The sequence below is a fragment of the Paenibacillus sp. Lou8.1 genome (assembly GCF_024213565.1).
GTDB lineage: Bacteria > Bacillota > Bacilli > Paenibacillales > Paenibacillaceae > Paenibacillus > Paenibacillus polymyxa_B.
Genome location: NZ_JANAVN010000001.1, coordinates 406,224 through 420,675 on the forward strand (window position 1 = coordinate 406,224; position 14,452 = coordinate 420,675).

Consider the following 14,452-nt stretch of genomic DNA (forward strand, 5'->3'; position numbering starts at 1 on the left):
ATACCTAGATTTGACTCATGCAGCAATCTGACTGCATGAGTCAAATCTGAGTGATTATGATAGCTCCAGTACTTGAAAGCCGTAACCTTCAATAGAAATATCTCCTTCTAGGTATTTACCGCTGATCAGCTCGTTCCCTTTCTGATCATCCAGATGATATTGCTGCGTCTGGGCGTTATGATTCAGAACGAATAGATATGATTTTCCATCTTTGGTCCGTACAGTGGCTTCTACACCCGCAGGAGCGCGCAGTAGGGATGAAATCCCTTTTTGCTCACAAATGTAGCCCAGTAGGCCATCAAGGAAAGTCTCTTCAGGATCTGAAGCAACGTACCATGCCTCACCTTGACCGAAACGATTACGTGTCAGCACTGGCATGCCCTGATAGAAATCATCGCCGTATTCGGCCAGCACCTCGGCGCCTTCGCTATGCAACAAGTCGCAGAGCAGACCGCATTTATATTCACCTTGTAATACGCCCACCTTTTCTTTCAATACAATGCGATTGTGTGATTCCGGCAGAAGCGCGTCTATTTCTTCCACCCAGATCCCAAGTAAGTTACGCAGTTTACCAGGATATCCTCCGGTTGTGACCAGATCATTTTCATTTACAATGCCACTGAAAAAGGTCGTTACGAAGGTGCCGCCATGCTCTGTGAATTGTTCCAGCTTCTCGGCGGTACCCGGCTTGACCATGTAGAGTACAGGCGCGATAATGAGATCATATTTCTGGAAATCTGCATCAACAGAAATCAGGTCTACCTGTACATTCCGCCGGAAGAGGGGAGCATAATACTTGTGTACCTGATCCATATATTTCAAGGCGACAGAAGGGCCGCTTGATTTTTCCAAAGCCCACCAATTATCCCAATCGAATAAAATGGCTACTTTGGCATTAACGGTCGCGTCAAGTAGCGTGTTGCCTAATGCGCCAAGCTCACTGCCAAGCTGTGCCACCTCGCGAAATACACGTGTGTTCCCATGCCCGGCATGCTCAATGACGGCCCCGTGGAATTTCTCACAAGCGCCGATCGAGCGGCGAAGCTGGAAGAACATGACCGTGTCCGCGCCATGCGCGACTGCCTGATAACTCCATAACCGCATAACGCCAGGCCGTTTAAGCGAATTATACGCCTGCCAGTTCTGCTGGCTCGGTGTTTGCTCCATCAGCATAAAGGGTTGCCCATCCTTCAAGCCGCGCATCAGATCGTGCGCCATCGCCGTATAGCTTATCGGAGTATTGGCCCCGGGATAGCTGTCCCAAGATACAATATCCATGTGCTTAGCCCATTTAAAATAGTCCAGTTGTTTAAAAAAGCCCATCAGGTTGGTCGTTATCACGGCATCGGGAACATGTTTTTTAATCGCGTTATACTCCAGCAGATAACAATCAAGCATACTGTCTGAATTAAAGCGTGCATAATCGAGGGATATGCCCTGAAAGGTCGAGTGATTTTCTCCCCAATGCTCGCTCAGATTATTTGGCGGTACAATTTCATCCCAATCATAGAAGGTGTGACCCCAAAAGGAAGTATTCCACACCCGGTTTAGTTCTTCCAGTGATCCGTATTTTTGCTTGAGCCACACCCGAAATGCGGCCGCACAGTTATCACAATAGCAATCCCCGCCGTACTCATTGGACACGTGCCACACGAGGATCGCAGGATGGTTTTTGTATCGTTCTGCAAGTCGATCAGCCATCTGCTCCGCATATTTTCGGTAAGTTGGGCTATTCGGACAAGAGTTGTGGCGTCCGCCGAATTTTCGCTTACGCCCGTCAGCATCGACCCGCAGAATGTCGGGATAACGCGTAGCCATCCAGGCTGGATGCGCTGCCGTGCTAGTAGCTAAACAAACGAAGATATCGCTTTCATAAAGACTGTCAATCAATTGATCCAGCCATTCAAAATGATATGTGATTTCGTCGGATTGAATTTTGGCCCATGAGAATACGTTGACCGTGGAGATATCAATCCCTGCCTGCCTGAACATCCGTAAATCTTCCTGATGCGTGGCCTCATCCCATTGCTCAGGATTATAATCTCCACCGTAAAATACTTTAGGAAGTTTGCTGCTTATCATGCCAATCACCTCTGTATATAAGAATAATCCTATCTTATAATACAAATAACTGCTTTTAAATATAATAAAATGAACGTGTATATAACAATATGGATCTACATGTGAAAACATACCCGCATACGCCGGAGGTGGCTTTTTATGATTTTAACTCCCCATCATTTAAGATTTTTCCTGACTACGCGTGAGCAGTCTTTACCCCTTTTTATTGAAAGTATCGGATTTAATAGCAAGCAGGAGGATGTGTCCCGTCCAGAGGGTTATCCGTGCTTTCACTGGATTCAGACGGTGTCTGGTGAAGGGATATTTACATTTAAAGGGGGGAGCTTCCGTCTGGGAGAGCAGTCCGGGGTTCTGCTGCTGCCCGGGGAATCCCATGCATACAGACGGGCGACCAAGGTATGGCGAACGTTATACATTACATTTGACGGCCCCATCGCCACTGCTGTATTGACTGCACTGGGATTGAAGTATACGCGTGGGTATCATTGGGACCCGGATAGCGAGCTACACAGCTTTGGGGAAACTATGCTCCATTCTATGGTTAGTGAACGTGATTTGTCTGGATTAGATGCTTCGGCCAATATGTATCGTTTTCTGACTCTACTGCGTAAACATGGACAACATAGCTCGATGCCTTCCCTATCCCATAATGTTGAACGTTTAACCCCTGTACTGGCCTTTATGGAGCAAAATTATGCCAGTCCAGATGTAGGCCTAGGTGATATGGCAGTTATGATGAATGTCAGCTCTCGTCATTTAAATACATTATTTAAGCAAGCGTTTGGTGTGACTTCTTATGCTTATCTGATTGTAATTCGGCTGCGGAAGGCCAAGGAAATGATGACGGAATACCCGCAATTAACAGTAAAGGAGATTTCTGAGCGAGTAGGATTCCGAGATGCCAGTCATTTTGTGGCAACTTTTCGCCGAGCTGAAGGAATTACGCCTGAAAGGTTCAAATTACTGTATACATAAGGGTATTTTATCGAAATACTCTTTCTTACTCGGGAATGCTCATTTTAGGGGGCATTCCTTATTGTTTTTTTCAGGATGAGGGAGTATAAAATAATAGTTCATTTGTTTCATCAATCTGATGTTCAGGTGACATAATAAACATAAGATCCATAGTTCTTTTGCAAAACCCTCATCCAAAGAAGGAGTCAATGAAATGCTGAGTAAAGTCAAAAGATTATTAATCGGTCGTCCGCGAAAGTCGACTGCCCTTGAAGATGAGAAACTGAATAAGCTCAAGGCACTGGCCATTCTGTCCTCAGATGCCTTGTCCTCTGTAGCTTACGGAACGGAGCAAATTCTGCTGGTTTTAATTACAGCCGGCTTCGCTGCCCTATGGTATTCCATTCCTATATCCATTGCGGTATTGGGATTGCTGATCATTCTGATCCTGTCCTATAGACAGACCATATTTTCCTATCCTGGTGGCGGAGGAGCGTACATTGTTGCACAGGACAATTTGGGAAAGAGTCCGAGTCTGATTGCAGGTGGTTCTTTGCTGGTCGATTATATTCTGACGGTAGCAGTTAGCTCATCAGCAGGTACAGATGCCATTACATCGGCTTTCCCGTCGTTACATGATCATCGGATTGCCATTGCTCTGATTATGATTATCTTTTTGACTATTATGAACTTGCGCGGGGTGACAGAATCTGCCTCGGTGCTGGCTGTACCGATTTACTTATTTGTTGTTGCGATTTTTGTTTTGATTATTAGCGGTATCATTCATTACGTGGCAGGGGGAGCTCATGCTGCAGCACCGCAATTTGGAGCTACGGTATCCAACGTCAGTCTGTTCTTGTTACTGAAGGCGTTCAGCTCGGGTTGCTCGGCGTTAACTGGAGTAGAAGCTGTCTCGAATGCCATTCCCAACTTCCGCAAGCCTGCTGCCAAAAATGCAGCAACTACACTAATGATGATGGGTTTGATTCTCGGGTGTATGTTTATCGGAATTAGTTTGCTGGCTTATTGGTACGGTGTTCGTCCTAATCCGCATGAAACGGTCATCTCGCAAATTGCGAACGCCACTTTCGGGCGCGGTGTGATGTATTACATCATTCAAGGCGTAACGGCGCTCATCTTGTTTTTGGCGGCGAATACAGCCTATTCGGCCTTTCCATTGCTTGCTTTTATGCTCGCGAAGGACAAATACATGCCGCACATGTTCATGGTCCGTGGAGATCGGCTCGGATACTCCAATGGTATCCTGTTTCTGAGTATCTTCTCGGCATTGCTGGTCATCGTATTTGGCGGCAACACAGAAAATCTGATTCCGCTTTATGCGGTAGGGGTATTTATTCCGTTTACCCTTTCACAGCTTGGTATGATGATTCGCTGGATCAAGCTCAAACCGCCAGGCTGGATCGTCAAACTTGCTATTAATACGGTTGGGATGCTGACCACGTTGTCGATTACGCTTATCTTTATCTTCACCAAGTTTAGCCAGGTGTGGGTAATCTTTATCTTCCTGCCTTTGGTTCTGTATTTCTTTATGAAGATCAATAGGCATTACAAAAATACGGCTGAACAACTGCGCATTGATATTACCAAGGATAAACCTATGGTGAAAGGCAATACGATTATTATTCCGGTGGCAGGTATTACGCGAGTCGTTATGAATACGATCAGCTATGCCAAAACCTTGTCGGACAATGTGGTTGCCGTATATGTGGGTGTGGATGATGAAGCGATTCGCAAAATGGAACAGAAATGGGAAGAGTGGGATGTCGGTATACGTTTGGTGGTACTGAAATCCCGTTATCGCAGCATTATTAATCCGCTTCGCAAGTTCATCGATACAGTAGAGTGGAAAAAAGCAGACGAGGACCATATCACTGTTCTCATTCCACAATTCATCACCAAGCACTGGTGGGAAAATATTCTACACAATCAGACCAGCTTACTGATGAGAGCTTATTTGATTAATTATAAAGACGTGATCGTAACGACCGTTCCTTTTCATTTAAACAAATAAAGTCACTGCCAATTGTAGGGTACAGCTGAATATAGCATGACCAAAATGAACATCTTTTGGCCGCATTTCTTTGCGGTCGGAGGGTGTTTTTTTGCATAACGGATATATTTACTTTGGTGATACATTTTGTGTATTATAGATACGAAATGTATCATTTAAGACTGTTATGGAGGGATACGATGCCCGAAGCCACGGGGAAAATGGAAGATGACAAGCTGCAATTTGTAGATACGCTGAGGGCGCTGGCTATTATTGGAGTTTTACTTGTGCATGTCAGCCAGCATGTAGACGGATTAAACGGATGGTTGCAAAAAGGCTTGAGTATAGGAGCTAAAGGAGTCGCTTTATTTTATATGGCCAGCGCTTTTACACTATTTCTGTCCTTGAGCAGACGTTCAGGTGACAAGAAGGAAAGAATTTCAGCTTACCTGTTGCGTCGTTTTTTTCGGATTGCTCCTTTGTATTACGTGATGTTAGGAATCTATTTGGCTGTGAACGGGACAGGTCCAAGATTTTGGCTTGGAGATCAGGAGGGAGTCACTGCCGCCAATATCACTGCTCATGTCCTGTTTTTGAATGGTCTGAATCCGTACTGGATCAACAGCATTATTGGTGTGGAATGGTCCATTGCGGTGGAATGTATGTTTTATCTGTTTATCCCCCTATTATTTAAGCTGATCCGATCAGTCCGCCATGCGACCTGGTTTGTTGTGATGGCGCTTGTGGTAAGCTTCGGGCTAAATACGGTATTTGCTCAATATCCATGGATTAGTGATCACTCTTTATGGGGGCACTATCTGTATTTATGGTTTCCGAATCAATTGCCTGTCTTTGGGCTAGGTATATTGTTGTTTTTCATTTGGAAAGACGAGCGGCATTGGAAAAGTATAGACCGAGTCAGTGGAGGTTTGCTGCTTGTTTCTGTGCTATTTGCATTTTTTGGAGGCATGACCGATTATCTCATAGGTGTCGGGTTGCTACTGGGAGCGTATGCTTTGTATCACTGGCAGCCGATATGGCTGCTTAATCGGGTATGGTCATGGATCGGCCGCCTTAGCTGCAGCATGTATTTGACGCATATGCTGGCTCTGGGACTAATCGTACAGGTTAAAATACCTTTTGCTCCCCTAGTCAGCCTCATACTTATGTTTATCATGACGTTGCTAGTCACCATCGGACTATCTTGGTTTACCTACTCGTGGATTGAACAGCCCGGCATCCGTTGGGGGAAAAAGCTTATATCACGTATGAAGCCTGTGCGCAAGCAGGGAGATTCGGTCAAAGAAAGTGTTGCCTAAGCTACAACTTGAAGCAGCATCCGATAACATTTGGTTGAAGTGCTTGAATAAATCTATGAAATAATTGAAAAGACCTCTTGAAAAGTAGCTCCCAGCCCTTTATATTCGATGTACATCCAAGTTTTTGAATACACCGATGAGGTTGGTTGGAATTGTAAAGGAGATGCACGCATGCTTTTGAAGCCAATCGGCTTTTTGCTTTTCTCCACGCTTGAGGGAGTAGCTGTTTTTGCGCTGATTTTGAGTATTTTTAAAGTTAAAATGACCCCTTATCTTTGGCAGGCCATTTTTGTTAACCTGATTATGAATATGCAAAGTTATATGCTCCGAGAGGAGTTTTCCCTTTCGTATTTGGTGCCTGTCGTAAATATGCTGCTTTTTATTTTTTTACTCGCTACGGTCGTGAAGATTCCGATTGTGTGGTCCGGTATTATGACGGTTACAGGTTATTTTGCATATGCCGTTGTTCAGTCGGTATTCTTAAAAGTCATGTTCGGCAACCTTCCGGTTTATGAGCTGCAGGATGGGTCCTTGAAGGGCTATCTGCTACAAGTCGTAAGCGCGGCAGTAGGACTGCTTATTTCATTGATGTTGTATTTAAAAGGGATCGGCTTTTCCCCTAATTTCAAGAAGCTTAAGTTCAAAGAGGAATATGGCATTGTCATCACGCTGATTATCCTGTCTCTCATTTCAACTTCTATTGTGCTCTACTATAACGAGGTATGGTTAAGTATGATATTTTTTGCACTGGTTTCGGGATTTTTCATCTATTATGCAATCGGAAAGGAATACCGGGATGATTGAAGCGATGGCTTTCAAACTTGCTAACCAGATCAAACGTACTGTGCCTGATCATCCAGCCTCTGTCGCGGTACTTAAATACGCACTTGCTCTCATTCTGAATGCGTCCATGATCATCGTAATAACACTATTCGCCTCAATCTTCACGGGGCGGATGGTAGAAGCTGTAACGATTCTTGTTGCTTTCGCCCTACTGCGCCAAATATCAGGAGGCATTCATTTGAAAACGGGCATGGCATGTGTGTTGGTGACCTCAGCAGGTTTTACTTACATATCCTGCATTGCCTTAAATAGTTGGTGGACAAACCTGTTTACCGGAATAGCTCTCATTCTCGTTTTATGTTTTGCCCCGTCCAGAATTGAAAAGCAGTCGCGCATTCTAGTACGTTTTTATCCCCTCTTGCGACTGTTATCCTCCTTGCTTGTATGTACTAATTTTGTAATCGGTTCCTCTGTAGTGGCTGTTGCTTTTTTGGTCCAAAGTCTAACATTGATCCGGGGAAGGAGGTGAGTGGAATGATGAGGAAAATGGTATATGGATTAGCCACATCGTTGTCTATGTTTGCAACATTTGCTGTATCAGTGGCGAGTTACGTGTATGTTTATCAAGGGGATACACCCGAGGAACTGCTGAAATAAACAAAATACTGGAATAACAATGATACATAGGGCTGCTATTAAGCAGCTTCTTTTTATGCAAAAAAAAATCAGGCGCTCCATTAAAGAGCGCCCGAATGGGAGAGGAGAAACCGGACGAAGAGCTTATGGGGAAACGTAAGTCTTCTCCGCGGTTGTCTACGACATTGGTTGAATGCCGATATCCTAAGGATGCCCAGGGAATGGTTTTTTATACCTGCCTCATCCTAAGTTTTTCAAACGGCGGTGCATGTGGTACGATAGCGTCATAATCTTATATGGTTATGAACACATATAGAAAATAGGTGAGTTTCAGCGTGAGAGTGGTATCGGGTAGTGCCAAAGGAAGGCCGTTAAAGGCAGTTCCCGGCACAGGGACGCGGCCGACCACGGATAAGGTCAAGGAAGCGCTATTTAGCATGATAGGTCCTTATTTTGATGGGGGAGTCGCACTTGATCTGTTTGCTGGTAGTGGTGGCCTGGGTATAGAGGCGCTTAGCCGGGGAATGGACAAGGCTGTTTTTATTGATATGGAATCCAAAAGCATTGATGTCATTAAAGAAAATTTACGAAAAACTGGACTGGAAGGACAGGCTGAAGTGTTCCGCAATGATGCCGGACGAGCGCTCAAGGTGCTGGCAAAACGTGGAGCTCTTTTTGATGCTGTTTTTCTCGATCCACCCTATCGTCTCAAACACGGAGATGAATTAATGAGCCGTATGGCTGAGTTGAACTTGCTTCGTTCAGATGCAATCATCGTGCTGGAGTATGAATCGGGACATGAATATCCGGAAAGCTTCGGACCGTTCGAACAGGTCAGAAAAGCAGTCTATGGTGAAACGGCGTTATCTATTTATCATTTTGCAGCCGATGCTTTGTCGGATGTCGTAGAACATACGGAAGCCGGAGTGGTCAAATTCGGCATCAGCGAATCAGACGGGGAGGACCATCATGATTGAGCACAAACCACGTATTGCCGTATATCCGGGAACCTTTGATCCCGTGACGATGGGGCACCAGGATATTATTCAAAGAGCAGCTAGACAGTTTGATCTATTGATTGTCGCGGTTCTTAACAATATTAGTAAAAATCCGCTGTTTTCACTTGAGGAACGAATGGAGCTGCTGCGAACGGTAACTCGCGATATCCCGAACGTTGAAGTGGACAGCTTCCGTGATCTGACAGCTAATTATGTACGTCAAAAAGGGGCCCAGGTTATTGTCAGAGGAATCCGGTCGGTGACTGATTTTGAATATGAGCTGCAATTAGCCTCTACAAATCATAAGCTGAACCCGGATGCGGAAACGATCTTTATGATGACCAATCCGACTTATTCATATCTGAGTTCCAGTATGGTGAAGGAAATTGCGCATTTTGATGGCAAGGTTGTAGATCTGGTGGCACCGGAGGTGGAAGACGCGCTGCGTGCGAAGGTCAACGCGAATCGCGGCGGCTCCACCATGAAGTCATAAAGGAAAAGGCCAGCAGGGTAACTATAATTGTACCCAGCAGCGCAATGGACAGTACGGTTAGTTGCCAGGGGTACATAGATGTTCCTTCTATTTGTGTTAGTAAGCCGCTGGCTCCGGTCATGACAGGATGCGTGGCGGATTCATTTACGCTTTCCACAAAAGAAGACACAGAACTGCGATTGACGTAAGCGGGAGTTGTATTGCTGACGATGCGGTTAAGCGGGACCCATGTCGCTAAGGTAAGTCCAAAAGCAATGATCCCATGGAGCACTCGTGACAAGGTGAAGGTGATGCCCTTGTCGGAAGGTCTGGTGACGGCGGTAATTTGAAGCCAGCCGCACAGGCCGCCCCAGCCCAACACAGCACTGATCAGGGCTGCTTGTGTACGAAGATCGTAGGGCAGACGGCTGATTTCATAGGAACCCAAATGGATTTCCATCCAGGCAGGCCATATGAAAGAAAGCGATCCTTGGCCTGTGTATATGGACAGCAGTCGAATCAGTACGGAAAAGAAAATAATGAATCCACCTGTCACCATCAGCGTCTGTACAGCATGGGATACGGTTTCGCCCAACAGTTTTCCGAAACTGCGGCCGTCCCGTTCTCTGGCAGAGCGGGTAGCTTCCCATGCGGATCGGATCAGGGAGGGAGAAGTACGGGAAACTGAGGTGCGCCGTAGGGCAGCTGGCGTTTCCCGTTTTTGCAATTCTTTGGACGATACAGATAGTCTGGCGGTGATCCAGCCTGCCAGCAGCCCGGAAATCCAGTGAACTGCAAGTAACATCACGCCTGCGGTAGCATTGTGCAGTAGCCCTGTCCCGATGACGAGCAGGATGGTAATCGGATTGCAGAAATGAGCGATAGAGGTTAGACGTCGAAGCTGAAACGCAGTCATATCCTCCTGTTGTGCCCATTGGCGCACCGCTTCCGCTGCAGCGGGGAATCCCGCGGTCAGGCCGAGCGCCAACACCCAGCCGCTTCGCCCGGGTAGACGGAACCAGGATCGCATAAACGGCTCCAGCAGGATACCTAGTCCATGTACTAGACCAAAGGCGATGAGCATTTCGGACAGCATCAAAAAAGGCAGCATGGCTGGGAAAATAATACTCCACCATAGCTTAAGGCCTTGAGTAGAGGCTTGAAATACTTCTTCTGGTGAGGCGACAACAGCCAGTACAAGCAAAATGGCTCCGAGGCCAAGCAGTATGGTTGTCCAATAACGAGCGGAATGGGCTTCCTTTTGCATCAAAGAATTCACCTCTCATAAATATACTAAGGAGAGTGGGATGCTGTCTCCAGTGTTTATTCACGTTCGTTGTCTTGGGATAGGTTGTTCGTATACGTTGTCGTAAACAATGTATGCTTTTTCGGAAGGCTTGAGAACAGGTGGCGCAGAGGCACTTGGATAAGATAGGAGAAGTTAGGCTGCAAGGGGGGAGAAGCAATGAAACGAATAAACCGGAAAAGAGTTTTTTTTACAACCGGTTATGTCTTAATGCTGGCTGCAATGGTCTATGTGCTGGTCTATATGCCAACCCCTTATCTGATCTATGGACCAGGTGGGGCTAACGAGATCAAACCGATGGTTAAAGTCCGGGAGGGTGACAGCATCGAACGGGGGACCTTTATGATGACGACCGTATCGGCGCGTTATGCCAATGTTATTATGTTGGGCCTGTCCAAGCTGGACCGCAATTCGGAGATTCAGCGCAAAGAGGATCGTCTGCATGGAAGAAGTGAAGACGAATATGCGGCAGAGCAGGTATGGTATATGGGGGATTCCCAATCTTCCGCGATGGAGGCTGCCTACACCCGTGCCGATGTTCCCTATCGCATTGTGCCGGATTATGTGTATGTATTTAAGGTCCCGGGATCGAACAGCGTGTTTGAGCCTGGAGATGAAATATTGGAGCTGAACGGCGTGCGGGTGACCGATAATCGTTCCATTCGGAAGGCTTTAGAGGACGAAAAATCGGGAAAAATGGCTAAAGTGAAGCTAAAGCGCGATGGAAAGTTGCTGACCGTGCAAGCTCCCTTAACGACCATCACGGACAGTGAGACGGGTAAGCAACGTTCTGGATTTGGCGTCAGTATTGCCACGGTACAGAAGGTAGAGCCGAAGGATGAACGTAAAACGATTCATTTTACATCTACAGATGTTGGCGGTCCTTCGGCAGGTTTGATGTTTACCATGGAAATCTATAACCAACTGACACCAGGTGATCTGAGTAAGGGATATCGTGTAGCCGGTACGGGTACTATTGATAAGGACGGTCAGGTTGGAGCGATTGGTGGTGCAAAGTATAAAATAGTTGCTGCTGACCGTCAGGGTGCGGAATTGTTTTTCGTCCCTGCGGATAATTATAAAGAGGCCAAGGCCAAAGCTGAGCAAATGGGAAGCCGGATGAAGCTTGTTTCGGTTCGCAAGCTTGGCGATGCGCTGAATTATATGGAAAAGCTGCCTATCAAACCATAATGGGCGGTCGCAAGTAATCAGCATACATGCCGCGGATGGCGGGACGTGGCATCCCGGCTGCGTGTATGGCGGCTGCGGCTGTATCCCAGTCCAGGTGGGGATGTGATCCGGCAGACAGCTTGACCCATACCGGAAGGGTGGCTGTTTGCTTCATACGTGCCAGCAGCTCGCGTCCAGCCCTGTTAAAGCCGAGCACGCGGATATAGCCCGGACCTTTCGCCAGCTCAGCCGGAGTCATATCGGCTTTGGCATGATTCAGCAAAATATGTGCACACATCCGCTGAAGCTTCGTACGAGTATACCGCCTTGTCTTGATCGCGGTGAGCAGGGCCTCCACAGAAGGCTGGGACAGCGTGTACAGCGATTGCTGCAGACGATGCTCCAGCCCTTCGGTGACCTCGTGCAGCTCCGCCAGCTGCTGCGGGCTACGTGTGATTAGGGCGTTCAGCAACGGCTGGCTGAACGCTTCCCAGTGCAGCGGCGCGCGTTCAGCTTGCCACTCGCGCCGCAAAATCTCCAGTGTCGCCGCAGGTATGTACGGTGACGCGGCTTCCGGCCCGCCGTCCAGCAGCAGACGGCGGATGGCCGTGGCGCTGGCGATGACTCCGTCCGCAGGGGCCACGGCTTCGTGGTAGCCCGAGCCCGTGCGGGCTACCGTGAAGGGCTTGATTGTGCTGCCCAGCCGTTCCAGCGCAATCAAATAATGCAGCCCCAACGTATTGTTGGGCTGCTGCATGAGGGCGGCGAGCGCAGCGCCGTCCGCTCCTTCGGCCGCGAGCGCGGCTGCGGCTCCCGCGTAGGCAGCGGGATAGCTCGTGCCGCTGCTTAGGCGCTTCGCGATGCCAGCCTTGAGCTCGGCCGGCTCTGCCGCCAGCACGCGAGCCAGCGCGCGCAGCGGGGCGATGTCTCCGCTCTCGCTGCCGAAGCAGAGCGCGTCGACGATGCCCGTCGCATGGAGCAGGGCGACCGCTCCGCGGGCAAACCATTCTGCGGGCTGGACGGCATAGGCCACAGGCAGCTCCAGAACTAGGTCCACACCCATGGCGAGTGCCATTTCGGTGCGGGACCATTTGTCTGTAATCGCGGGTTCACCCCGCTGAAGGAAAGGACCACTCATCACAGCCACTGTGCGTTGTGCACCAGTGATGCGAAGAGATTCCTCCCAGTGATGGACATGTCCGTTATGCAGGGGATTGTACTCTACAATCATACCGAGTGTTTTCAAGACCGTAGTCGGCTCCTTTCTTAAAGTAGCTTATTGGGTAACCCTTTTGATAATAATGGTTAAGTACCCGTGAATGATTGTTTTCAGGGCAGCTATACTGATTTTTCATCGTCGGCATGAACAAGACCATTGAGACCTGGACGAAAAAGCTTTATACTCGCATTATTGTACACGAAGAGTGGCGGGGGTACGAATACTCATCAGTACATGTTTAGCACAATGCATTTTTACTTCTGCATAAAACTTGTCGAACCATTGGAAAACCGGTGGATTTGTGAGTGGTGTAAAGTGAAAGGTGTTGACAAACGACTCGATCAGTCGGTATAATAATTTTTGTTTGTTTGGAGTGATAGTGATGCAACTATTTTTTCGCAAAGTAGCAACAAGTGACGGTCCTTTTCCTATCCGTGAATCTCTTAATGTGAGTGAATTGGTGGATGATCGTGCTGATGTTACGGCCGTTTCCCCGCTGGAGACCGACTTGGTCGCCGTTAGTCTGGGTCAAGGCTTGATGAGCGTGGAAGGCACGTTGACCGCAGGTCTGGACATGCTGTGCTCACGCTGTTTAAGCCCGATGCACGAGGATTTAAAGATTGAATTCCGTGAACGGTTCAAGCAAACCTCTTCGAGTGTTGAAGAGGAGGATGAAGATGGCGATTTTATCGCAGTGACGGAGGACTCCTTCGACATTGCACCGTATTGTGAAGAACTGTTTGTACTGCATGTGCCGTTTGCGCCTTTGTGCAGTGAGGATTGTCAGGGAATCGCACCAAAGACCGGACAAAACTGGAGTATTGGCTCCGATGACAGTAGCGATGGCAATACGGAAAAGATTGATCCGCGTCTGGCAGGGCTTAAGGATTTTTTTAAATGAGAATTGAGTTCAATTCTGAAAAATCATCATCCGCTTGTGCCGGAGAGTTACTGAACCGATGCGTGGATGTTGCAGGCTTGATTCACCGGCTGTAAGATAATTGCTTCTAGCATTTTCTTTCAGTCTTGAATGAGATAAGAAGTCATACCCGTTATGCGGGGTTGATCTGGTTAAGGAGGTGGGAAGAATGGCAGTACCTCAACGGAGAACATCCAAAACTCGTCGCGACAAACGTCGTACTCACTTTAAACTGGCAGTACCAGGTATGGTGAAATGCTCCGAATGCGGCGAATTGAAACTTGCTCACCATGTGTGCAAAGTTTGCGGAACGTACAAAGCTAGAGAGATCATCTCTCAATAATGTCCGATAAGCGGATTCTTTGGAATCTTCGCAGAAAGAGTAGCGCTTCACTTCAGTGAGGCGCTACTTTTTTTGTCTGCATGCTTCCTTTTTACGTCAGCATGCTATATACTGTTTTAGTACCAGGTTCTAAGAAAGAAGGGCCGAAGGGGTTCCTTTATACATACAAGAAGACAAATCGGCTTGAAGTCTCGCCGTTAGAAAGTGAAGTAAAGTAACCCAAACTGTCGTCTGAACGAC

General features: G+C 47.5%; 15 protein-coding genes. 12 read left to right on the forward strand and 3 right to left on the reverse strand.

Annotated elements, in window-relative coordinates; genetic code table 11:
* Positions 1-54 precede the first annotated feature (54 nt).
* Positions 55-2,082 carry a beta-galactosidase gene (locus NLX78_RS01945; RefSeq protein ID WP_254349477.1) on the reverse strand — a complete coding sequence of 676 codons (2,028 nt, stop codon included), beginning with the start codon at positions 2,080-2,082 and terminating at the stop codon, positions 55-57.
* A 138-nt stretch (positions 2,083-2,220) separates the two neighbouring features.
* Here NLX78_RS01945 and NLX78_RS01950 point away from each other — a divergent pair, with 138 nt between their 5' ends.
* From NLX78_RS01950 to coaD, 9 genes are all read left to right on the forward strand, one after another.
* A complete protein-coding gene (locus NLX78_RS01950) occupies positions 2,221-3,057 on the forward strand; it encodes an AraC family transcriptional regulator (RefSeq protein ID WP_254349478.1) in 837 nt (278 codons plus the stop codon).
* 193 nt (positions 3,058-3,250) lie between these two features.
* Complete coding sequence (locus NLX78_RS01955; protein WP_061831344.1) at positions 3,251-5,068, forward strand: APC family permease; 1,818 nt, start codon at positions 3,251-3,253, stop codon at positions 5,066-5,068.
* A 139-nt stretch (positions 5,069-5,207) separates the two neighbouring features.
* Positions 5,208-5,279: a hypothetical protein gene (locus tag NLX78_RS26650; protein WP_367987578.1), complete on the forward strand. Its 72-nt coding sequence runs from the start codon at positions 5,208-5,210 to the stop codon at positions 5,277-5,279.
* Positions 5,248-6,366, forward strand: a complete 1,119-nt coding sequence (locus NLX78_RS01960; RefSeq protein ID WP_254349479.1) for an acyltransferase family protein — start codon at positions 5,248-5,250, stop codon at positions 6,364-6,366. Before NLX78_RS26650 ends, NLX78_RS01960 begins: the two co-directional genes overlap by 32 nt.
* 171 nt (positions 6,367-6,537) lie before the next feature.
* A complete protein-coding gene (locus tag NLX78_RS01965) occupies positions 6,538-7,170 on the forward strand; it encodes a hypothetical protein (RefSeq protein ID WP_254349480.1) in 633 nt (210 codons plus the stop codon).
* Positions 7,163-7,678 carry an accessory gene regulator ArgB-like protein gene (locus NLX78_RS01970; protein WP_367987580.1) on the forward strand — a complete coding sequence of 172 codons (516 nt, stop codon included), beginning with the start codon at positions 7,163-7,165 and terminating at the stop codon, positions 7,676-7,678. Before NLX78_RS01965 ends, NLX78_RS01970 begins: the two co-directional genes overlap by 8 nt.
* A 5-nt stretch (positions 7,679-7,683) precedes the next feature.
* Positions 7,684-7,806: a cyclic lactone autoinducer peptide gene (locus NLX78_RS01975; protein WP_023988155.1), complete on the forward strand. Its 123-nt coding sequence runs from the start codon at positions 7,684-7,686 to the stop codon at positions 7,804-7,806.
* Positions 7,807-8,120: 314 nt separating this feature from the next.
* Positions 8,121-8,762, forward strand: a complete 642-nt coding sequence (gene rsmD, locus NLX78_RS01980) for a 16S rRNA (guanine(966)-N(2))-methyltransferase RsmD (RefSeq protein WP_061831348.1) — start codon at positions 8,121-8,123, stop codon at positions 8,760-8,762.
* Positions 8,755-9,276 (forward strand): pantetheine-phosphate adenylyltransferase, encoded by a 522-nt coding sequence (gene coaD / locus NLX78_RS01985; RefSeq protein WP_250261723.1) that lies wholly within the window; start codon positions 8,755-8,757, stop codon positions 9,274-9,276. Before rsmD ends, coaD begins: the two co-directional genes overlap by 8 nt.
* On the opposite strand, the gene NLX78_RS01990 is transcribed toward coaD, so the two are convergent.
* Positions 9,239-10,522: a nucleoside recognition protein gene (locus tag NLX78_RS01990; RefSeq protein WP_254349482.1), complete on the reverse strand. Its 1,284-nt coding sequence runs from the start codon at positions 10,520-10,522 to the stop codon at positions 9,239-9,241. The genes coaD and NLX78_RS01990 overlap by 38 nt on opposite strands.
* A 198-nt stretch (positions 10,523-10,720) precedes the next feature.
* Here NLX78_RS01990 and NLX78_RS01995 point away from each other — a divergent pair, with 198 nt between their 5' ends.
* The gene (locus NLX78_RS01995) at positions 10,721-11,752 is read left to right on the forward strand and encodes a YlbL family protein (RefSeq protein ID WP_254349483.1); all 1,032 of its coding nucleotides are present in this window, start codon (positions 10,721-10,723) and stop codon (positions 11,750-11,752) included.
* Here NLX78_RS01995 and NLX78_RS02000 read toward each other — a convergent pair.
* Entirely contained in the window at positions 11,742-12,977 is a 1,236-nt protein-coding gene (locus NLX78_RS02000) for a nucleotidyltransferase (RefSeq protein WP_254349484.1), read from the reverse strand. The two genes, NLX78_RS01995 and NLX78_RS02000, sit on opposite strands and share 11 nt — an antisense overlap.
* Before the next feature lie 355 nt (positions 12,978-13,332).
* Here NLX78_RS02000 and NLX78_RS02005 point away from each other — a divergent pair, with 355 nt between their 5' ends.
* Both NLX78_RS02005 and rpmF read left to right on the forward strand, forming a co-directional pair.
* Positions 13,333-13,851 carry a YceD family protein gene (locus NLX78_RS02005; RefSeq protein ID WP_069291707.1) on the forward strand — a complete coding sequence of 173 codons (519 nt, stop codon included), beginning with the start codon at positions 13,333-13,335 and terminating at the stop codon, positions 13,849-13,851.
* Positions 13,852-14,038: 187 nt separating this feature from the next.
* Positions 14,039-14,212, forward strand: coding sequence for a 50S ribosomal protein L32 (rpmF, locus tag NLX78_RS02010; protein WP_007429979.1), 174 nt, complete (start codon positions 14,039-14,041; stop codon positions 14,210-14,212).
* Positions 14,213-14,452: the final 240 nt, after the last annotated feature.